The sequence below is a fragment of the Isoptericola sp. NPDC057191 genome (genome assembly GCF_042670225.1).
GTDB lineage: Bacteria > Actinomycetota > Actinomycetes > Actinomycetales > Cellulomonadaceae > Isoptericola.
The window spans coordinates 1-19,342 of sequence record NZ_JBHUWC010000006.1 but is presented as its reverse complement, the minus strand read 5'-3'; the positions used below and the strand labels follow the sequence as shown (position 1 = coordinate 19,342).

Sequence of the window (19,342 nt, the reverse complement as noted above, 5' to 3'; positions counted from 1 at the left end):
CCCGGCTACGGGCGTGAGGGTTGCGGTTGCCATCGTGGAGCTCCATTCGAGTGGGTTGCAAGAACCGACGTTTGCGCAGGTCGTGCCGACGCCGGGGGTGTCTGGTTGCGTAGGGGAGAAATAAGGGGCGTGCGCGAGCGAGCGGCGTAAGGGGTGTTCCCGACACCTCCGGTTTGGGGGCGTGGGGTGAGGCTGCTCATGGCGAGTTGCCAGCGTCGGGTGCGGAGGCGAGTAGCACCGTCGGATCGATGCTGGGCAGCAGCTCGTAGACCTTGGCCTCCCTCGGGGTGAAGCCCAGTGGGTCGTGCCGGTCGTTGGGGTCGGCGACGAGGTAGACCAGCCGGAGCATCTGGGCCTTCTCGCACTCGCGGCGCACGGTGGTCTGGGGCAGGTTGAGCTGTCGGCTCAGCTCCACCGTGGACATCGGCCCGCCGGTGCGGGCCATGGCCTCCAGGACGGCGATGCGCTGCGGGGGCATGGAATCCCGCGCCACCCGTAGGCCCAGCCGTAGTGCCTTGGTCCGCTCCATGCCGATGGAGATTGCGCCCCGCACGATCTGGGCCACCTGCTTGGCGAACCTCGTGGGCGACTCGGGCGCGCTCGCCGAGACGGGATCGCCGCGCATGTCGGTGCTGACGTGGGTACGGGCGCGGGTCACGAGGTCGGCCGCAGAGAGAATCTTCATCTGCTCGTCGCGGCTGAGGTTGGGGGGCGTGCTCGTCGCCGCCCCGGCGATGACGCCACCGAACGCGGCGGCCAGCTCGGCGCGCATGGTGGTCTCGCCCCCGAGCCCGTCGAGCGCAGACAGCCCGGCGTCAATCCTCTGGGCCGCCTCGCCGGAGTCCACACGCAAGATGGCGAACCGGTCGCCCATCTGTGCGATGACGGAATAGTGCTCGTCCCACGCCGAGGTCACGGCGCCGATGACGGCGATGCGGCCCTCCCACGCAAGTTCCTCGCCGCCGCTGGCCCCTACGGGGCGCACCCATCGGCCGTCGGCTACCTCGCGCAGCGCGGCCAGCACCTCGGCGCGCTTCTCGCGGTGCATCGACAAGATCGACGTCACGTCCTTCAACACCAGGACGCCGCGTGCCCCCATGGCACGCAGCAGCCCGCCAGTGGCGTTCTTGGAGCGGTCGCGGAGCTGGGTGCCGGACAACAGTGCTGCCTCGCCGGACAGTGTGGACACGACGTGGGCACCGGCCCCGGTGGCGGCCGAGACAACCTCGGTCTTGGCGTTGCCCGAGCCGGACAGCACCAGCAGCCAGACGGGATCGCCGTCCATCCGTTCGACGGCCACGACCGCGAGCGTTGCCCTCAGCGCGTCTAGGTCGAACGTCGATCCGAGCCAGCGCCGGAACACCGCCTCGGCGGCGGCGAGCGCCACGGGCTCGCGTGCGTCGTCTGGGTGCTCGTCCTCCTGGTTGGTGTCGGTGTCGAGCTGGGCCGCCTGGGAGTCCGCCCCGCTGAACTCAGCCAGCAGCCCGTCGTCGGAGCTCCCGTAGCCCGCCGCCCGTAGCGCCGACGCGGCGGCCCGAAAGTCGCCGCCGTGCTCGTAGTGCGCATAGACCGCCCACTGGTCGTAGGTGCCCTCCTCGGCGGACAGCTCGGCCACCGAGGTGGAGAACACCTTCAGCCGGTCTGTCTGGGCGTTGACGATGGCGCTGTGCCCCTCGGCGGGCTGCTTGCCCGGCCGCGTCCACAGCTGCCCGCCCGGCGTCAGCTCGCCCGCCTGCCAGCCGTACGGCTCCAGCACCTCGGCCCACGACGTGCGGGCGTTGAAGTCGTCGCCGGGCCGGTTCCCGACTGTCTCGCCCGAGGCAGTCGGGGGTGGCCCACCTCGCGGCGGGCCAGGCTCACGCGGCGCCGTCTCGTCCAGCACGTCGTGCACGACCCGGTGGAGGCCAGCTCGCTCGGCGCCCGTGATGGTGGCGATGGTGTCGGGGCCTCCGGCCATCCAGTCCCACGACCCGCCGGACGGGTGGCACGTCCCGTTCGACGGCCAGGCGACCGCGTACCCGCCCTCACCGCGCGTCTCGGCGAGCACCTTGGGCACGTCGTGGACCGTCAGCGTCTCCAGATGCTGGAGCGCCCGCCGGATCTTGTCCTCGTCCCAGCCCGCCCGGCCGATCCGGTCGCGTTCTTGGGCGACGTGCTCGCCTAGCTCGTCGGGCGTCGCCGGGCGCTGAGCGATGCGGTAGTTGGGCGCCACGTCACCGTCGGCGATGCGGTAGCGCAGGTGCATCCCGCCCGACGGGGAGCTCTCGGACCAGCCGGTCACGACCCGCGCCCACACGTCGCCCAGCTCGGCGTCGTGCAAGGCTGCGGCGACGTCGCGCAACCGGTGCATGACCCGGCCCTCGAACTCCAGCAGCTCGCAGTACCCCGACACGACCCCGCTGACGATGCCCAGCCCGCGCGCCGGGTCATCGTGGTCGGCACGCACCTCGGCCTCGGTCGGCAGCTGGTGCTGGCGTTCGGTCCACTTCACGGCCGGGGCCTTGGACCCGTCGGCACGGATGGGCACAGTGGAGAATCCGGCCGCGTTGAGCTCCAGGGCGACGTCCAGGACGGACGGCCTCGTGGTCGTCACGACCGTCCACCCCCCAACACCTGGGTCAGGTAGCCGTCCGGCGCGTAGACGAACGTCGTGGAGTAGTCCACGCGCATCGCATGGCGCTTGGAACGGGCATGGCTCGCGGCGGCGCCCGTGGCGGCGGCGCCCTCGATGACGTGGCCGCAGTCGAGACACACTGCCCGCACGGTGCGCTCCACGGTGATGCGCTGCATGCCACCGGCGCGGGGGCCGTCGGTGTCGTTGTTGGTGGTCATGATCGACCACCCCCAGCACGGCGCGGGCCAGTCGGCGGGCCGTAGGCGTCAGCGCCGACGTGCCCCGCCGTGCAGCCCCGTGCGTGCCGGTAGACCCCGGCGGGACCGCCGATGCCCTGACGGGCAGCCAGGCGACGCTCAGCGCGGCTCAGGGCCTCGGGACGCGCCCCGCAGTACGGGCACGGGCGCCCGGTGCGTGACCCCACGATGGCCGCCTCCAGGGCTGTGCGCGGCCGGGCCGCCTCGGTAGCCTGAGTACGACTGGTCTGGCTACCTCGGCGGGTGACGTTCTGGTCCTCGGCCCCCGGCGTTCCCGCGCCGGGGGCTTCCTCGTTGTTCATCGACGGCCACCGTCGCGCTGTGCCTTGATCCAGCGCGTGACGTCGGCACGGTCGTAGGCCACGCGACGGCCGATCAGGAACGACTTGGGTCCGCCCTCGCCCAGGCGTCGCCAGTGGCGCAACGTCGCCAGGGGGATGCCCAACTCGTCGGAGAGCTCTTCGATCCAGTAGTAGGTGCGCACTGGGGTGGTGGTGCTCATGACGCCTCCAGAGAATCAACGTGACGATCACGGGTGCTCGGGTGCGACCAACGATGATGCGCGCGGGGCATTGCGTCAATGCTCATAGCGAATCTAGACTCTGGCACGTGACGACTAGAGACGATCAAGAACGACAGCCGATGAAGTCGCCCCCGCCCGAGGTTGCAGCGCTGGGCCGCCGCCTGCGGAGAGCTCGTGACGACAAGGGGTTCACTCAACGTCAGGTGGCCCAGCGCCTGGCCGACAGGCTGGGGCAGGCGTTCTCCCAGGCCCAGATTCACCGGATCGAGTCAGGTGCTCGTGAGATCACCGTTCGAGAGCTTCAGCACCTTGCGGACGTCCTTGAGGTCAATGGGGCCTCGCTCATCGCCAACCCCGGCGGTACTGAAGGGTTTGACCTTTGGGTGGAGATGAAGGCCGCCGACACCGAACTGCTGGAGTGCCTGGGTCGGGCGATCCAAGACGTGACCAACCTGGCCGAAGCCGTGGCGAAACTCTCCCGAGCCCTGGATGCCCACGCCGCCGCCGATCCCGATGTCGATCTGTCGGATGAGCGGGAGCGTCTGGAGCACGCAAGGTCTGTCGCCGTGGGCATGGACGCGGTTCTGAATGGGGGGCGGGCATGAGCGCGGGCAGTCTTCCCCCCGGTGTCTCCGACGAGGGGAACGGGCGCTACCGGGTCCGGGTCTACAACCCCTCCACGCGCGCCTACATCCAGCGGCGCGTCGTCGGGCTGCGGGAGGCGCGCCGCGTCCAGGCCGAGCTGCGGGCCGACGTCGCCAAGGCCGACAACGGCCGTCGGCGGGGGCGCGCCCCGACGGTTGAGGCGTTCGGGGAATCCTGGCGCACAGAGCTGCGTCACGGCCCGCTCACGGAGGCCGACGTCGCCGCGACGCTGCGGCTTCACGTCTACCCAGGGCTTGGCCATCTGCGGGTAGACGAGGTGACGCACCGCGACGCCATGGGCTTCATGCGCCGCCTGGAGCAGACCGACCTAGCGCCCAGTACCCAGGGAAAGATCGATTCCCAGGTGCGTGCCCTCTTCGGCGCCGTGGTGGCCGACGGCTGGCGCGACCTGAGCCCGTTCGCCCGCGTGAACCGGGTCCGACTGAGCCGCGCTCAGACGCGCCGCCAGGATGAGCACGTGCCGAGCGCGGCCGAGGCGCTGCACCTGGCCGACCTCGCCCGCGACGAGGGGCGCCTGGACGTCTGGGCGTTCATCCGGCTAGCAGTCGGCACGGGGCTGCGGGGCGGCGAGCTCGTGGGCCTCTCAGTCGATGAGCTCGACTATCCGCAGCCGACCCGCCTAGAGGTGACGCATCAGCTCCAGCGGCGTGCCGGGGGAGGCTTCTATCTGTGTCCGCCCAAGACCGAGGCCGGGCTGCGGACGGTGCCACTCGCGCCTGCCGTCGCGGAGACGCTCGCCGTCCTCACCGCGCAGCGCTCGCCCCATGAGGTGACCTTGCCCTGGGTGGAGCGGGGGACCGAGCGCGGGGAGCGCACGGTTGGGCTGCTGCTCTCCGGGCGGTACGGCCCCGCACCCGTGCATGAGTCGGTCATGGCACGTGCTGTACGTGCACTCGCTGAGCGAGCGGGGCTGCCGGGGAGGGTTACGGCGCACAGTCTGCGAAAGACGTACACCACGATCCTGGGCGACGCCGGGGTGCCGTTGAAGGTCATCGACACCGTGACCGGTCACGAGTCGTCGGGCCTGACGCTCGGGGTCTACACCACGGCGACGGCCGAGGGGGTGGCGCGGGCACGGCAGGCAGTGCAGAACGCCCTCACGACGGCCGATTCCGAGAATTCGGTTCGGGCGTCGTGAGGGCGTTCGATGGGGCGGATATGTCCACACGTATGTCCACCTAGGCCAGAAAAATGCTCTGACCTCGGGCTACGGCCTAGATGTCGTAGTACAGCTCGAACTCGTGCGGGTGCGGGCGCAGACGGATCGGGTCGATCTCGTTGGCGCGCTTGTAGTCGATCCAGGTGGCGATGAGGTCCTCGGAGAAGACGTCGCCCTGCGTGAGGAACTCGTGGTCGCGCTCGAGGTTGTCGAGAGCCTCCTCGAGGGACGCGGGCACCTGGGCGATCTGCGCGTGCTCCTCCGGGGGCAGCTCGTACAGGTCCTTGTCGATGGGCGCCGGCGGCTCGATGCGGTTCTTGATGCCGTCGATGCCCGCGAGCAGCTGGGCCGCGAACGCGAGGTACGGGTTGGCCGTCGGGTCCGGCACGCGGAACTCGACGCGCTTCGCCTTCGGCGACGAGCCGGTGACGGGGATGCGGATGCACGCGGAACGGTTGCGAGCCGAGTACACCAGGTTGACGGGGGCCTCGTAGCCCGGCACCAGGCGGCGGTAGGAGTTCACCGACGGGTTGGTGAAGGCGAGCAGCGACGGCGCGTGCTTGAGCAGGCCGCCGATGTACCAGCGGGCCGTGTCGGACAGGCCGCCGTAGCCCTTCTCGTCGTAGAACAGCGGCTCGCCGTTCAGCCACAGGGACTGGTGGGAGTGCATGCCCGAGCCGTTGTCGCCGAAGATCGGCTTCGGCATGAAGGTGACGGTCTTGCCGTGCTGCCAGGCGACGTTCTTGATGACGTACTTGAACTTCATCAGGTCGTCGGCCGAGTGCAGCAGCGTGTTGAACCGGTAGTTGATCTCCTGCTGGCCGGCGGTGCCCACCTCGTGGTGCGCGCGCTCGACGTCGAGGCCGACCTCGGCCAGGACCGCGCACATCTCGTCGCGCAGGTCGGCGAACTGGTCGTTGGGGGAGACGGGGAAGTAGCCGCCCTTGTACCGGGTCTTGTACCCGAGGTTGCCGCCCTCCTCCTCGCGACCCGTGTTCCACGCCGCCTCGACCGAGTCGAGGTGGTAGTAGCTCTCGTGCTGATTCGTCGAGAACCGGACGTCGTCGAAGATGTAGAACTCGGCCTCGGGGGCGAAGAACGCCGTGTCCGCGATGCCGGTCGACTTGAGGTACGCCTCCGCCTTCGCGGCGATCGTGCGCGGGTCACGGGCGTACGGCTCGTCCGTGAACGGGTCGACGATCGAGAAGTTCACGATGAGCGTCTTGCGCTTGCGGAACGGGTCCAGGTACGCCGTCGTGACGTCCGGGACCAGCTTCATGTCCGACTCGTGGATCGCCTGGAAGCCGCGGATCGACGACCCGTCGAACATGAGGCCCTCGGTGAAGGAGTCCTCCGAGAACTGCTCCACGGGGATGTTGAAGTGCTGCATCACGCCCGGCAGGTCGATGAACCGGACGTCGATGAACTCCACCCCCTCGCGACGGGTGAAGGCGATGGCCTCCTCGGCGTTCGTGAACATGCATGCGCTCCTTGCGTGGATGGTGCCGTCCGCATGGTGCCGCCGGACGGTTCCGAAGGACGGGGCGCGGCCAGCTCACGCTCGCCGCTCGGCGTCCACGACGGTATGGCGGCGGCGTTTCTCCGGCATGGCGCTTTTGTTTCGAACAGGTTACGGGGGACGCCTCCGGGCCGCCGCGTAGCCTTGAGCCATGGCATCGCGGGAGGACATGGGGTCGTGGCTCGAGGGCGGACGGCGGGACGACGCGCCGGACGCGGCCGGGCGGCTGGGACTGCCGGAGTCCGGTCCCGGGTCCCAGGCCCGGCTCGGCCGCCGCGTCGTGGCGCTCGTCGTCGACTGGGCGGTGGCGACGCTCATCGCGTACCTGGTGACGACGCCGGCGTCGTTCGCCGAGCTGAACTCGTGGGCCACCCTGCTGGTGTTCGCGCTGGAGAACGTCCTCCTGGTCAGCACCGTCGGGTTCACCATCGGTCATCGCCTGCTGGGCATGCAGGTGCGCGTGCCCGGTGCGCCGCAGGGGATGGCGCCCGGGTTCGCGCGCGGCGCGGTCCGCACGGTGCTGCTGTGCCTCGTCATCCCCGCCGTCGTGTGGGACCGCGACGGCCGCGGCCTGCACGACCGCGCCGCCGGCACGGTCCTCGTCCGGCGCTGAGGTCCGCCGCCGACCCCCACGACCCTCGCTGAGGAAAGACGTCGGGCCGGGTCGCGCGAGGCGACCCGGCCCGGCGCCGGTCGTGCGAGAGAGCAGCCGTCAGCGGCCGCGCAGCCCCTTGCGGTCGGGGCGGGCGCGCATCGGGTCCACGCCCTTCGGGATCGGCAGGCGAGCGCCGCCGAGCGCCTTGAGCCGCTTGTGGACCTGGTCGGCCTCCGGCTTGGTGAGCGAGCGCTTGAGCTTCTGCACCTTGCGGGCGACCTTGGGCAGCGGGACCTGCCCCTCCTCGTTGCCGCACTGGATCAGCGTGATCGGCACGTTCGGGACGATGCGCGCGACCTTGCGGCGCTCGTCCTCGAGGAGACGCTGGACGCGGTGCGACGGTCCCTCGCTCACGAGGACGATGCCCGGCCGGCCGACGCCGCGGAACACGAAATCCTGGGTGCGCGGGTTGATCGCGACCGGCTCGTCCTCGAAGGTCCAGCCGCCACGGACTGTGCCGAGCGCGGCGCGGGCGGCGCCCGGCTGGCCCTCGATCTGCGTGTACGCGGCCTTCTCCGCCTTGCGGGTCAGGACGAACATCGCGCCCAGCGCCGCGAACGGGATGCCGAGCACCACGATGTACAGGATCTGGAAACCGGTCGGGACGTCGAGCAGCAGCACGACGGCGCTGACGACGGCGAGGATCCCGACGAACACGCCCAGGAGCAGCCACGTGACCGTGGGGTCCTGCTTGCGCGTCATCTGGTACGCGGCCCACACCTGGTGGTACCAGCGCTGCTTCTTGGGCTTCTTCTGCTGACCGGTGGCGTCGGAGGGCGCGCCGGCGTCGGACTTGGTGCGGGCCATGGTCGTCAAGTCTAGTGCGCCGGACGGGCCAGCAGGCTCGCGGCCTCCTGGCGCGACGTCGTCGGCTCCGCGAGGTGCGCGAGCGCCTCCGGGACGGGCAGGCCGCGACGCGTCATCGCCTGGCCCCACAGCCGGCCCGCGCGGTACGACGACCGCACCAGCGGACCCGCCATGACGCCCAGGAAGCCGATCTCCTCGGCCGCGTCGGACAGCTCGACGAACTCCTCCGGCCGTACCCAGCGGTCCACGGGATGGTGGCGCAGGGAAGGGCGCAGGTACTGCGTGATCGTCACCAGGTCGCAGCCGGCGTCGTGCAGGTCCTGCAGGGCGTCGCGGGCCTCGGCGACGGTCTCGCCCATGCCGAGGATGAGGTTGGACTTGGTCACCAGGCCGGCCTCGCGGGCTCGGGTCAGGACCGACAACGAGCGGTCGTACCGGAAGCCCGGCCGGATCTGCTTGAAGATGCGCGGCACCGTCTCCACGTTGTGCGCCAGGACCTCGGGCCGCGACCCGTTGACCTCGTCGAGCAGCTCCGGGATGGCGTTGAAGTCCGGGATCAGCAGCTCGACGCCCGTGCCCGGGTTGAGCGCGTGGATCTGGCGCACCGTCTCCGCGTACAGCCAGGCTCCGCCGTCGGCCAGGTCGTCGCGGGCGACGCCGGTGACGGTCGAGTACCTCAGGCCCATGGTCCGGACCGACTCGGCGACGCGGCGCGGCTCGTCGGCGTCGAAGTCCGCCGGCTTGCCCGTGTCGATCTGGCAGAAGTCGCAGCGGCGCGTGCACTGGTCGCCGCCGATGAGGAACGTGGCCTCACGGTCCTCCCAGCACTCGAAGATGTTGGGACAGCCGGCCTCCTCGCACACCGTGTGCAGGCCTTCGCCCTTGACCAGGCCCTTCAGCTCCCGGTACTCGGGACCCATCGTGGCCTTGGTCTTGATCCATTCGGGCTTCTTCTCGATGGGGGTGGCGGCGTTCCGGGCCTCGATGCGCAGCATGCGGCGGCCTTCGGGTGCGATCGTCACGGGTGTCTCCCGGTCGTCGTCGAGCAGGTGGACGTCGGCGGGGGCTGGCCTGTGCGGACCCTGACCGCGCCGGACCTCGTCAGACTACGGGAGCGTGGTCGCCCGGTGTCGGGACCTGCTCAGCGCGTGGACGTGACGTCAGCAACACCGGAGCGCTCCGCGCTGGCGCGCAGCGGCCCGAGGTGGTGGGCGAGGGCGTCGACCAGCGGTGACCGCACCTCGTCGAGCGTGACGACCCGGCCGGTCTCGATGCTCAGGGAGGTCACGTCGGCGTCCGTGATGCCGCACGGCACGATGCGGTCGAACCTGCTCAGGTCGGGGCAGCAGTTCAGGGCGATCCCGTGCATCGTGACCCCCTTGGCGGTGCGCACGCCGATGGCGCACACCTTGCGCTCACGACGGTCGCCGGCGGCGGCGAACCAGACGCCTGTGCGGTCGGCGACCCGGACCGTCTCCAGGCCGAAGCCGGCGCACACGTCCATGACCGCCTCCTCGAGCGCGCGCACGTACGCGACGACGTCGATCGGCTCCGCGAGCCGCAGGATCGGGTAGACCACCTGCTGCCCCGGTCCGTGCCAGGTGACCTTGCCGCCGCGGTCCACGTCGACCACGGGGGTGCCGTCGTCCGGGCGCTCGTCGCGGTGGGTGCGCCGCCCCGCGGTGTAGACGTCGGGGTGCTCGACGACGATCAGGGTGTCCGGCCGGTCGCCGGCGACGACGTCGGCGTGCACGCGGCGCTGCAGCTCCCACGCCTCGTGGTAGTCGGTCAGTCCGGGCAGCGTCATCACGTCCACCCGGCCGAGGCTAGTCCTCGTGGTCCCCGCGCTGTGCGCGCACCAACGTGACGAGGATCTCACGCAGCGCGGCCACCTGGTCGCCGTCCAGACCGCGGGCGGTGAGGTCCTCGGCCGGCTGCACCCGGCTGGCCTCGATGACGGCGGCGCGCCCGTCGTCCGTGATCGCGACCGCGCGCCGCCGGCGGTCCTGCGGGTCGTCGCCGCGGGTGACGTAGCCGGAGCGCTCCAGGCGGGCGACGACGCGGCTCATCGTCTGCTCGGTCACGCCGTTGAGCCGCGCGAGCTCGCGCTGCGTGCGCGGTCCGGCGAGCAGGTGCAGGAGGACCGGGTGCCCGGCATGGTTGAGGTCCCACCTGCCGAGGTGGGCGTTCCAGTCGTGCTCGATGCGCCGGACGGCCGTGAACAGGAGGCGGCCGGTGGGCCACTGCGCCGGGTCGTCGCTCGTCGGGTCGGCGGTGGCGGCCTCGAGCCATCGGGCAGAGGGCGACGTCGCGTCGGGTACGGGCGCGTCGTGGGTCACTTGCTGCTCACCTCCCAGTCAGGCAGGATACTCAGCATGCTGAGCAATCGTGGATCAGGACTCCTCCGGGGCCTCGCCATTCTGGCAGCCATCGGGGTGTGGCTCGCCATCGGCGCGTTCGGAGGGCAGGCCCAGGGCAACCTCAGCAGCGTCCAGACCAACGACAACGCGGCGTTCCTGCCCGCGAGCGCCGAGTCCACGCAGGCGGCCGAGCTCGCCCGCGAGTTCACCGACTCCGAGACGCTGCCGGCGCTGGTGGTCACCGAGACGTCCGACGGGTCCGCCCTGACCCCCGAGCAGCTCGCCGACGTCCAGGCGTTCGCGGACGCGATCGCCGACGCCCCGCTGGAGGGCACCTCCGGTGACGAGCCGCGGACCGTGGGCGACGTCAGCGTCGCCGACCCCGTGGTCGTGCCGTCCGAGGACAAGCAGGCCGCGCTCGTGGTCGTCTCGCTCGACGCGGCGCAGGCGTCCGAGGACGTCGGTGCCGAGGAGTCGAGCGTCTCCGAGCTCGCGATCGGCGCGCTGCGGACGCTCGCCGCCGCCGACGCCGCCGACGGCGGGCTGGCCGGCACCGGCCTGGAGACGTGGGTCACGGGGCCCGCGGGCTTCGTCGCGGACCTCGTGAGCGCGTTCGGGGCGATCGACACCGTGCTGCTGCTCGTCGCGCTCGGCGCCGTCCTGGTGATCCTCGCCCTCGTCTACCGCTCGCCGATCCTGCCCTTCGTCGTGATTCTCACGGCCGTGCTGGCGCTCTGCCTCGCAGGCCTCGTCGTCTACCAGCTCGCCGCGAACGACGTCCTGACCCTCAACGGCCAGTCGCAGGGGATCCTGTCCATCCTCGTGGTGGGTGCCTCCGTGGACTACGCCCTGCTGCTGGTCGCGCGCTACCGCGAGGAGCTGCGCACCAGTGAGTCGCCGTACACGGCGATGCGGCGTGCGGTCCGCGCGTCGGTCGAGCCGATCGCCGCCAGCGCGGGGACGGTCGTCGTGGGCCTGCTGTGCCTGCTGCTGTCCGACCTGTCGTCGAACCGCAGCCTGGGACCGGTCGCGGCCATCGGCATCGTCGCGGCGTTCCTCTCGGCGATGACGCTCCTGCCCGCCATGCTGCTCGTTGGTGGCCGGCGGGCGCGGTGGGTGTTCTGGCCCAAGGTGCCCCATGCCCAGCCCGCCGAGGTGGCCGGGGCGGACGGGAACCCCGCCCCGACGGCCGCCGTCGCGCCCGACGACGACACGCACGTCGAGGTCGCCGGCCACGGGGTGTGGTCGCGGGTCGCCGGCTTCGTCGGCCGGCACGACCGGGTGGTGTGGGTGGTCACCGCCGTCGTGCTCGCCGCGGGAGCGGCGTTCGTCCCGACGCTGGACGCCAACGGCACCGGCGACTCCGAGGTGTTCCTCACCCAGGTCGACTCGGTCGACGGCGAGAAGGTGCTCACGAACCACTTCGAGGGGGTCTCTGCCCAGCCTGCCACCGTCATCGCGCCCCAGGAGGACGCGGACGCCGTCGTCGACGCCGCCGAGGGCACGGCCGGGGTCACCGCGGCGACGATCGTCACCGACCAGCCTGCCACCGCCCCGGGCATGCCCGCGCAGGGTGACCCGCTGGTCGTCGACGGACAGGTGCGCGTCGACGTCACGACGGAGGCGCCGTCCGACAGCCAGGAGGCCGTCGACACCGTGGCGGACCTGCGCACCGCGGTGCACGACGTGAGCCCCGACGCCCTCGTCGGCGGGGCGGCCGCCGAACGGCTGGACACCCAGGTGGCCGGGCAGCACGACCTGCGCACGATCGTCCCCGTCGTGCTGGCCGTGATCCTCGTGATCCTGGTCCTGCTGCTGCGCTCCGTGCTCGCCGCGGTGCTGCTCATGGCGGCGAACGTGCTGTCCTTCGGGTTCGCGCTCGGCGTCGCCGCCCTCGTGTTCAACCACGTCCTGGACTTCCCGGGCGCCGACCCGGCCGTGCCGCTCTACGCGTTCTGCTTCCTCGTCGCGCTCGGGGTCGACTACTCGATCTTCCTCATGACGCGGGTGCGTGAGGAGAGCCTGCGGGTGGGCACGCGTCCCGGCGTGCTGCGCGGGCTGGCGGTCACGGGCTCGGTGATCACGTCGGCGGGCGTGGTGCTGGCCGCGACGTTCGCCGCGCTCGGCGTCATCCCGCTGCTGTTCCTCGCCCAGCTCGCCTTCATCGTGGCGTTCGGCGTGCTCGTCGACACCCTGGTGGTGCGCAGCCTGCTGGTGCCGGCGCTCGTCCACGACGTGGGGGACCGCGTGTGGTGGCCCGCACGGCTCGGGCGCCGGGCGCCGGCCGTCACCCCGTCGAGTCGATGAGCTCCAGCAGGGCGCGGGCCGCGTCCCGGATCTCGTCGTGGTCGTGCTGGCCCGCCCGGCTCTCCAGGGAGACGACGGCGCACCGGTGGACCTTCGTCAGGTCGCCGTAGGGGAACGACACCGCCTGCTTCGTCTCCGGGTTCTCGTCGTCGTCGACCCCGAGGTGCCAGTGGCGGAACTCGGTCCACCCCTCCCGCTCGACGAACCGGTTCTCCGCGTCCGTGGTGGGCGCGTGCTCGCTCCAGTCGTCGCGCTCGTCGCGGACCACCTTGCCGTCGCGGACCAGCGCGCGCGCCTGCTCGAGGCCGGGCTGGTTGAGTCGTGTCGCCATCGCCGTTCGCTCCTTCCGTCGTCGTGCGTCGTCGGTCCGGGCCAGCACCCGGCCTCGTCCCGGTCTACGGGAGGGCCCGCCTGCAGGCAACCGGCCCGGCGCCGCGTGGCACGGCGACGCCCGACGGCGCGGTCCGGCACCATGGAGCCATGGTCACGGACGAGGCAGCACAGGCGGGCGCGACCGACGGCACGACGGCGCCGCCGCCACCGCGCCTGGCGATCGTCGGGTACGGGGGAGCGGGGCGCGAGATCCACGGCCGCCTGGCCGCGGAGGCAGGCCTGCAGGTGACCGCGGTGGTGACGCGCGACCCGGGTCGGCGCAACCAGGCGGCCGGAGACTGGCCGGGGGCCCGCCTCCTGTCGGACCTCGACGCGCTGATCACCGCGCGCCGGTCGTACGACGTCGTGGTGGTCGCCAGTCCCACCACCCTGCACGCCGAGCACGCCGCGGCCCTCGCCCGTGCCGAGATCCCGTTCGTGCTCGACAAGCCGATCGGTCTGGACGCGCACCAGGCGCGCGCCGTCGTCGAGGAGGCCGGTGCCACCGGCACCCCGTTCACCGTGTTCCAGAACCGGCGCTGGGACCCCGAGCAGCTCACCCTCGCGGCGCTGCTCGACGGCGGCGACCTCGGCGACGTGCACACGTTCGAACGGCGCTGGGAGCGCTGGCGCCCCACGCCGAGGCAGCGCTGGAAGGAGAACGACCCCGTCGGCGGCGGTCTGCTCCTGGACCTCGGCCCGCACCTGGTGGACTCGGCGACGCAGCTCTTCGGTCGCGTGCAGTCCGTCTGGGCGCAGACCCGCAAGCTCACCACCCCCACCGAGGACGACGTCTTACTGGTGCTGCAGCACGAGCCCGGCGGCGGGCGGGCCGCGAGCCCCCAGGGCGTCGTGTCACGCCTCTGGGCGGGTTCCGTGGTGGGTGCCCCCGGTCCGCGCACCCGCGTGCTGGGTTCGTCCGGGGCGTACCTCGTGACCACGTTCGAGCAGGACGCGTCCCCGTTCGAGACGCTCGACGACGACGCGCCCGAGGGCTCCGTGGGCTGGTTCACGCGCGGCCGCGACCGCCGGGCCGTGCCCGCCGCGCCCGGCGGCCACGCCGACTTCTACCGGGCCCTGGGCCCCTGGCTGCGCGGCGACGAGCCCGCACCGGTGGACCCTGCCGACGCCGTGCGCACCGCGGAGGTGCTCGACGCCGCGCGCGTGTCCGCCCGCGAAGGTCGACGCGTCGCCCTCTGACGGCAGGTGGCGCTGACCGGGCCTGTGGATGACGGCGCAGCCCGAGCACCGCGGAGGTGTTCGATGGCATCGTGCCGACCCAGACGCTCCCCATCCCGACCGACGCCGGTGCCCGTGACGCTCTCCTGGCACGCGTGAGCGCGCTCGCTGAGCTGCGCCACCCGTGCGTGGAGCCCGTCGCCGCCGTGGACGTGCGCGACGACGGCACGCTCGCCGTGCGTCGCGGTGGGGCCGCCACCGACCTGCCGACCGTCCTCGCCGTGCGGGGCAGGCTCACGTCGCGGGAGGCTGCCGGGGTGGTGGTCGCCGTGGCTCGCGGGCTCGCCGCGCTGCACAGCGCCGGGCTGCGACAGGGTGGGCTCGACGCCGGCGACGTGGTGCTCGGGCCCGACGGGACCGCGCTGCTGCGCCCGCGCGCCACGGTCGCGCTCGACCTCACCATGACCCGGGCCGACGAGGACGAGGCCGCCGACGTGCACGCCCTCGCGCTGCTCGTGGCCGAGCTTCTCGGCGACCGCGACGACGACGACGCCGTCGGGCTGCGCGCCGTGCTCGCGGCGGCGTCCGCGCCCGACCCCCGGGTTCGGCCCGAGGCCGGCACGCTCGCCGCCCAGGCCGACCGAGCGGTGCCGCCCGAGCCGGTGCGCCTGCCCGAGGCCGCAGCGCTCGCCGGCGCCACTCTCGGACGGCGGCCCGCCACCCGCGCAGCCGTGCAGGGTTCCCTGCCATCCCGTCGGCGAGTCGTCCGGGGCGGTCGTGGTGCGCACGGTCCGCAAGACGCTCGTCGTGGTCGTGGTCGTGGTCGCGGCTCGGTGGCGCCGCCGCCCCCGCGTGCGGACGCCGGCGGCCCGCGCCGCGGCGTCCGGCACGGGCGGGTGACCCGGGCGACCCGGGGGAGGTCTGCGGGTCACGTCCTCGCTGCCGTCGGCGCCGTGGGGCTGGTGGCCTTGCTCGCGGTCGTCGTGCTCGAGGTCCGGTCGCCGTCCGGCGGCGCCGTGCCTGCCGTCGCGCCGGCGCCGGCCACGGTCGCTCCTGCGGCGTCGGGCACGACCGTCGAGCACGCGGACCCGACCGGCGACCCTGCGGACCCCGCAGCCGCCGCGGCGGAGCTGACCCGCAGGCGTGTCGAGCTGCTGTCGCCTGGGCCCGGCGGGAACGCGGTGACAGGCGCCGCCACCCTGCACGACGTGGACGTGCCGGGGTCGCCCGTGCACGAGGCCGACACCGAGCTTCTCACCGACGCCGCCCGATCAGGCACCGCCGTGCGCGGCGCCGAGGCGCGCGTCCAGGCCGCGCGCACGCAGCGCCATCAGGACGGCCAGGCCGATGTCGTGGTGCGTTATGTGGTCGGTGCGCACGAGCAGGTCGCGGCCGACGGCACCGTCACCGCGGTGCCCGAGACCGAGCGTCGCACCGCCACCCTGCGGCTCACCTGGACGTCGGACGGCTGGCGCGTGGCAGACGTCGCCTGACCGCTCGCCGCGACGAGAGCGCTGCCCGGGGGACGGCGAAGGGCGCCCCAGCCGAAGCCGGGACGCCCTTCGCCGTCGTCAGGGACGAGACGCGATCAGAGGCCGACCTCGGCCTCGAACGACGCCTCCTCGATGCGGGCCTTGACCGCGGTGAGGAAGCGCGCGGCGTCCGCACCGTCGACCAGGCGGTGGTCGTACGAGAGGAACAGGTACGCGAACTGGCGGATGGCGATGGTCTCCTCGCCGTCCGGGCCCGTCACGACGGCCGGCTTCTTGGTGATCGTGCCGGTGCCGAGGATGGCGACCTGACCACCGGGCACGATCGGCGTGTCGATGAGCGCGCCGCCCGAGCCGGTGTTCGTGATCGTGAAGGTCGCGCCGGACAGCTCGTCCGGGCCGACCTTGTTGGCCCGGGTGCGCGCACCCAGGTCGCCGATCTGGCGGGCGATGCCCGCGAGGTTCAGGTCGCCGGCGTTCTTGATGACCGGGACCACCAGGCCGCGCTCGGTGTCGACGGCGATGCCGACGTTCTCCGACGGGTGGTAGGTGATCTCGCCCTTCTCCTGGTCGATCGAGGCGTTGATCTTCGGGAACGCCTTGAGCGCCTCGACCGCCGCGAGCGTGTAAAAGGGCAGGAAGGTGAGGTTCGCACCCTCGCGGGCCTTGAACGACTCCTTCGCCTTCGCGCGCAGCTTGGCGACCTTGGTGACGTCCACCTCGACCACGGTGGTGAGCTGGGCCTGCGTGTGCAGGGACTCGACCATGCGCTCGGCGACGATCTTGCGCAGACGCGACATCTTCTCGGTGGTGCCGCGCAGCGGGGAGACCGGCGGGACGGCCGCCTTGGCGGCGGGGGCCGCGGCGGGCGCGGCAGCAGCCGCAGGCGCCGGAGCGGCAGCCTTCTCGGCCGCGGCGAGCACGTCCTCCTTGCGGATGCGGCCACCGACGCCGGTGCCCTGGATCGCGGAGACGTCCACGCCCTTCTCGGCCGCGAGCTTGCGCACGAGCGGCGTCAGGTAGGAGCCCTTGCCCGACGCGGCGGCAGGAGCCGGCGCAGACGGCGCGGCGGGGGCCGGAGCGGGCTCGGCAGGCTTCTCCGCAGCAGGCTTCTCGGCGGCGGGCTTCTCCGCGGCGGGGGCCGGTGCCGACGGAGCCGGAGCGGGCTCCTCCGGCTTCTCGGGCGCGCCCACGGGCTCGGGTGCCTTGGCGGGCGTCTGCTCGGCGGGCTTCTCAGCAGCCGGCGCGGCGCCGGAGCCGATGACGGCCAGCACGGCGCCGACCTCGACCGTCGCGTCCTCCTCGACCAGGAGCTGCTGGACGGTACCGGCCACGGGGGACGGGATCTCGGTGTCGACCTTGTCGGTCGAGACCTCGAGCAGCGGCTCGTCGACCTCGACCGAGTCGCCGACGGCCTTGAGCCAACGGGTCACGGTGCCCTCGGTGACGGACTCGCCCAGGGCGGGCAGGGTCACCTCGGTGCCCTCGCCGCCACCGGAGGCGGGCGCCTCGGCGGGGGCCTCGGGCTCCTCGGTGGTCTCGGGCTCGGCGGCCTCGGGCTCCGCGGCGGGCTCGGGCTCGGCGGGGGTCTCGGGCTCGGCGGGGGTCTCGGGCTCGGCGGGGGTCTCGGGCTCGGCGGCCGGGGCCGCGTCGTCGCCGCCCGCGCCGGAACCGTCACCGACGACGGCGAGGGTGGCGCCGACCTCGACGGTCTCGTCCTCCTCGACGAGGATCTGCTCGAGGACGCCGGCGACCGGCGACGGGATCTCCGTGTCGACCTTGTCGGTCGAGACCTCCAGCAGGGGCTCGTCGACGGCGACGGTGTCGCCGACGGCCTTGAGCCAGCGGGTGACGGTGCCCTCGGTAACGGACTCGCCGAGTGCAGGAAGCTGCACGTTCTCTGACATGACCTGTGGAGTCTCCTTCGATCAGTGGGTCAGGCGACCTGCCGAGGCGTGCCGGTCCTGCCGGCCCGCGAAACCTCTGGTTGCCGCGTTCTGGTCACTGCCTGCCATCTTGTCACCTCGACCGGGTGCGCCCCAATCGTTCGGGGGCACTGGTCGGTGTGACGCTGGGTACACCTGACCGCTCCATGACCTTCAGGACACCTCCGGACCGCCTCCAGAACATGGTGCGGACGGCGGCGGTAGTCTCGCGCCATGTCGCTTCGGACCTCGTGGGGACGCCTGCTGGGCAGGTCGTCGTCCCCGGCCTCCGGCACCGCCCCGACCTCCGGCTCGCGGGGCGAGACCGTCGCGTACCTGCAGGACTTCGTGCGGACGCGCGTCGGGGTCGAGGCGTACGTGGAGCCGCCCAACGCCCAGACCCCCACGACGGTGCTGCTGGTCGCCACCACGGGGGAGTGGACGCGCCGCCGCGTGCCCGACGAGCGCACGGGGTTCGAGGTCGCGCGCTCGCTGGGCGTGCCCGTCTACAACGTGCGGTTCACGGGCTACCCGCAGCGCATGCGGGACTGGACCTCCGCGCAGCGCCGCAAAGACTGAGCGCGGCGTGACGCCGGGCGGCGGGGAGCAGGGCGTGGGCGAGTGGGCCCAGTACGACCACGGCGACGCGCCCGACGAGGGCACGGACGACGTGTGGTCGGCGGTCGCGGACGGCTGGGCCGAGCTCTGGGGCGCGGTCGCTGCCCCGGTGTGGGGCCCGCTCCTGACCGCCACCGGCGTCGGACCGGGCACGCGCGTGCTGGACGTGGGGTGCGGCACGGGCGAGCTCCTCGAACGGGCGGCCCGCGACGGTGCGGAGGCCACCGGCGTCGACCTCGCCCCGGCGATGGTGCGGCACGCGCGCGAGCGCGTCCCGGCCGCGACGGTCCGGGTGGGGGCGGCGGAGCGGCTGCCGTTCCGTGCCGGCGTGTTCGACGTCATCCTGGCGGTGAACGCCCTGCAGCTCGTCGAGGACGCCGGCGCGGCGCTGGCGGAGCTGGTCCGGGTGCTGGCACCCGGCGGTCGGGTCGGGCTCGCGGGCTGGGCCGAGGGCGCCCGCAACGACCTCGACGTCGTCGAGCGAGCGGTGGCGGCGGCGTACGAGGAGGACCCGCCGGTGGACGGGCCGCTGCGTGCGCCGGGAGGGTTCGAGACGGCGCTCCGCGCGGCCGGCCTCGACGTCGTCGGCTCCGGTGTCACGGACGTCGCATGGTGCCCCGCCGACGCCGACGGCCTGGTGCGCGGCGTCCTGCTCGGGGAGGACCCGGCCACGCAGGCCGAGCTCGCCCCCGCGGTCATCGCTGCCGCGGCGCCGTTCCGGGCGGCGGGCGGCGGCTACCGGCTCGCGGGCGCGTTCCGCTGGGCCGTGGCCCGCGCCGTCTGACCGCGGCGTCTGACCGCGGCGTCTGACCGCGCCGTCTGACCGCGCCGTCTGACCGCGCCGTCTGACCGCGCCGTCTGACCGCGCCGTCTGACCGCGCCGTCTGACCG

General features: G+C 72.9%; 18 protein-coding genes. 8 read left to right on the top strand and 10 right to left on the bottom strand.

All coding sequences use genetic code 11. The annotated features are described in order from the left end of the window. Nucleotides 1-196 precede the first annotated feature (196 nt). The 3 genes from ACFT55_RS02190 to ACFT55_RS02180 form a co-directional block, all read right to left on the bottom strand. Nucleotides 197-2,593 carry a bifunctional DNA primase/polymerase gene (locus tag ACFT55_RS02190; protein WP_380241041.1) on the bottom strand — a complete coding sequence of 799 codons (2,397 nt, stop codon included), beginning with the start codon at nucleotides 2,591-2,593 and terminating at the stop codon, nucleotides 197-199. Then, entirely contained in the window at nucleotides 2,590-2,832 is a 243-nt protein-coding gene (locus tag ACFT55_RS02185) for a UBP-type zinc finger domain-containing protein (RefSeq protein WP_380241039.1), read from the bottom strand. Before ACFT55_RS02185 ends, ACFT55_RS02190 begins: the two co-directional genes overlap by 4 nt. A gap of 337 nt (nucleotides 2,833-3,169) precedes the next feature. After that, nucleotides 3,170-3,373: a helix-turn-helix transcriptional regulator gene (locus tag ACFT55_RS02180; RefSeq protein WP_380241037.1), complete on the bottom strand. Its 204-nt coding sequence runs from the start codon at nucleotides 3,371-3,373 to the stop codon at nucleotides 3,170-3,172. 140 nt (nucleotides 3,374-3,513) lie between these two features. On the opposite strand from ACFT55_RS02180, the gene ACFT55_RS02175 reads away from it, so the two are divergent. After that, nucleotides 3,514-3,999: a helix-turn-helix domain-containing protein gene (locus ACFT55_RS02175; protein ID WP_380241035.1), complete on the top strand. Its 486-nt coding sequence runs from the start codon at nucleotides 3,514-3,516 to the stop codon at nucleotides 3,997-3,999. Then, nucleotides 3,996-5,198 (top strand): tyrosine-type recombinase/integrase, encoded by a 1,203-nt coding sequence (locus tag ACFT55_RS02170; RefSeq protein ID WP_380241033.1) that lies wholly within the window; start codon nucleotides 3,996-3,998, stop codon nucleotides 5,196-5,198. The genes ACFT55_RS02175 and ACFT55_RS02170 overlap by 4 nt, the downstream gene beginning before the upstream one ends. A gap of 76 nt (nucleotides 5,199-5,274) precedes the next feature. Here ACFT55_RS02170 and glnA read toward each other — a convergent pair whose 3' ends face one another. Continuing rightward, a complete protein-coding gene (gene glnA / locus ACFT55_RS02165; RefSeq protein ID WP_380241031.1) occupies nucleotides 5,275-6,699 on the bottom strand; it encodes a type I glutamate--ammonia ligase in 1,425 nt (474 codons plus the stop codon). Between the two features lie 190 nt (nucleotides 6,700-6,889). Here glnA and ACFT55_RS02160 point away from each other — a divergent pair, with 190 nt between their 5' ends. After that, nucleotides 6,890-7,351, top strand: a complete 462-nt coding sequence (locus ACFT55_RS02160; RefSeq protein WP_380241029.1) for an RDD family protein — start codon at nucleotides 6,890-6,892, stop codon at nucleotides 7,349-7,351. Nucleotides 7,352-7,450: 99 nt separating this feature from the next. Here the strand turns inward: ACFT55_RS02160 and ACFT55_RS02155 are convergent, their stop codons facing one another. From ACFT55_RS02155 to ACFT55_RS02140, 4 genes are all read right to left on the bottom strand, one after another. Continuing rightward, the gene (locus ACFT55_RS02155) at nucleotides 7,451-8,200 is read right to left on the bottom strand and encodes a DUF4191 domain-containing protein (protein WP_380241027.1); all 750 of its coding nucleotides are present in this window, start codon (nucleotides 8,198-8,200) and stop codon (nucleotides 7,451-7,453) included. A gap of 11 nt (nucleotides 8,201-8,211) precedes the next feature. Beyond that, entirely contained in the window at nucleotides 8,212-9,222 is a 1,011-nt protein-coding gene (gene lipA / locus ACFT55_RS02150; protein WP_380241024.1) for a lipoyl synthase, read from the bottom strand. Nucleotides 9,223-9,341: 119 nt separating this feature from the next. After that, nucleotides 9,342-10,007, bottom strand: a complete 666-nt coding sequence (lipB, locus tag ACFT55_RS02145) for a lipoyl(octanoyl) transferase LipB (protein ID WP_380241135.1) — start codon at nucleotides 10,005-10,007, stop codon at nucleotides 9,342-9,344. Between the two features lie 19 nt (nucleotides 10,008-10,026). Continuing rightward, nucleotides 10,027-10,539 carry a MarR family winged helix-turn-helix transcriptional regulator gene (locus ACFT55_RS02140; RefSeq protein WP_380241022.1) on the bottom strand — a complete coding sequence of 171 codons (513 nt, stop codon included), beginning with the start codon at nucleotides 10,537-10,539 and terminating at the stop codon, nucleotides 10,027-10,029. Between the two features lie 36 nt (nucleotides 10,540-10,575). Between ACFT55_RS02140 and ACFT55_RS02135 the strand changes: the two genes are divergently transcribed. Beyond that, a complete protein-coding gene (locus ACFT55_RS02135; RefSeq protein ID WP_380241020.1) occupies nucleotides 10,576-12,867 on the top strand; it encodes an MMPL family transporter in 2,292 nt (763 codons plus the stop codon). Here the strand turns inward: ACFT55_RS02135 and ACFT55_RS02130 are convergent. Beyond that, nucleotides 12,848-13,198, bottom strand: a complete 351-nt coding sequence (locus tag ACFT55_RS02130) for a hypothetical protein (protein WP_380241018.1) — start codon at nucleotides 13,196-13,198, stop codon at nucleotides 12,848-12,850. The two genes, ACFT55_RS02135 and ACFT55_RS02130, sit on opposite strands and share 20 nt — an antisense overlap. 149 nt (nucleotides 13,199-13,347) lie before the next feature. On the opposite strand from ACFT55_RS02130, the gene ACFT55_RS02125 reads away from it, so the two are divergent. Together ACFT55_RS02125 and ACFT55_RS02120 are read left to right on the top strand one after the other, a co-directional pair. Beyond that, entirely contained in the window at nucleotides 13,348-14,439 is a 1,092-nt protein-coding gene (locus ACFT55_RS02125) for a Gfo/Idh/MocA family protein (protein WP_380241015.1), read from the top strand. Between the two features lie 71 nt (nucleotides 14,440-14,510). Continuing rightward, entirely contained in the window at nucleotides 14,511-15,911 is a 1,401-nt protein-coding gene (locus tag ACFT55_RS02120) for a hypothetical protein (protein ID WP_380241013.1), read from the top strand. Nucleotides 15,912-16,006: 95 nt separating this feature from the next. Here the strand turns inward: ACFT55_RS02120 and sucB are convergent, their stop codons facing one another. Continuing rightward, nucleotides 16,007-17,815: a 2-oxoglutarate dehydrogenase, E2 component, dihydrolipoamide succinyltransferase gene (gene sucB, locus ACFT55_RS02115; RefSeq protein WP_380241011.1), complete on the bottom strand. Its 1,809-nt coding sequence runs from the start codon at nucleotides 17,813-17,815 to the stop codon at nucleotides 16,007-16,009. A gap of 252 nt (nucleotides 17,816-18,067) precedes the next feature. Here sucB and ACFT55_RS02110 point away from each other — a divergent pair, with 252 nt between their 5' ends. Then, nucleotides 18,068-18,412, top strand: a complete 345-nt coding sequence (locus ACFT55_RS02110) for an oxidoreductase (protein WP_380241009.1) — start codon at nucleotides 18,068-18,070, stop codon at nucleotides 18,410-18,412. A gap of 7 nt (nucleotides 18,413-18,419) precedes the next feature. Continuing rightward, nucleotides 18,420-19,235, top strand: coding sequence for a class I SAM-dependent methyltransferase (locus ACFT55_RS02105; RefSeq protein WP_380241007.1), 816 nt, complete (start codon nucleotides 18,420-18,422; stop codon nucleotides 19,233-19,235). Nucleotides 19,236-19,342: the final 107 nt, after the last annotated feature.

Coding starts and splice junctions, on each gene's coding strand:
- ACFT55_RS02135 (WP_380241020.1), top strand. CDS start 10,576: ATGCTGAGCAATCGTGGATCAGGACTCCTCCGGGGCCTCGCCATTCTG.
- glnA (WP_380241031.1), bottom strand. CDS start 6,699: ATGTTCACGAACGCCGAGGAGGCCATCGCCTTCACCCGTCGCGAGGGG.
- ACFT55_RS02110 (WP_380241009.1), top strand. CDS start 18,068: ATGTCGCTTCGGACCTCGTGGGGACGCCTGCTGGGCAGGTCGTCGTCC.
- ACFT55_RS02180 (WP_380241037.1), bottom strand. CDS start 3,373: ATGAGCACCACCACCCCAGTGCGCACCTACTACTGGATCGAAGAGCTC.
- ACFT55_RS02170 (WP_380241033.1), top strand. CDS start 3,996: ATGAGCGCGGGCAGTCTTCCCCCCGGTGTCTCCGACGAGGGGAACGGG.
- ACFT55_RS02185 (WP_380241039.1), bottom strand. CDS start 2,832: ATGACCACCAACAACGACACCGACGGCCCCCGCGCCGGTGGCATGCAG.
- ACFT55_RS02160 (WP_380241029.1), top strand. CDS start 6,890: ATGGCATCGCGGGAGGACATGGGGTCGTGGCTCGAGGGCGGACGGCGG.
- ACFT55_RS02130 (WP_380241018.1), bottom strand. CDS start 13,198: ATGGCGACACGACTCAACCAGCCCGGCCTCGAGCAGGCGCGCGCGCTG.
- lipB (WP_380241135.1), bottom strand. CDS start 10,007: ATGACGCTGCCCGGACTGACCGACTACCACGAGGCGTGGGAGCTGCAG.
- ACFT55_RS02155 (WP_380241027.1), bottom strand. CDS start 8,200: ATGGCCCGCACCAAGTCCGACGCCGGCGCGCCCTCCGACGCCACCGGT.
- sucB (WP_380241011.1), bottom strand. CDS start 17,815: ATGTCAGAGAACGTGCAGCTTCCTGCACTCGGCGAGTCCGTTACCGAG.
- ACFT55_RS02175 (WP_380241035.1), top strand. CDS start 3,514: ATGAAGTCGCCCCCGCCCGAGGTTGCAGCGCTGGGCCGCCGCCTGCGG.
- ACFT55_RS02125 (WP_380241015.1), top strand. CDS start 13,348: ATGGTCACGGACGAGGCAGCACAGGCGGGCGCGACCGACGGCACGACG.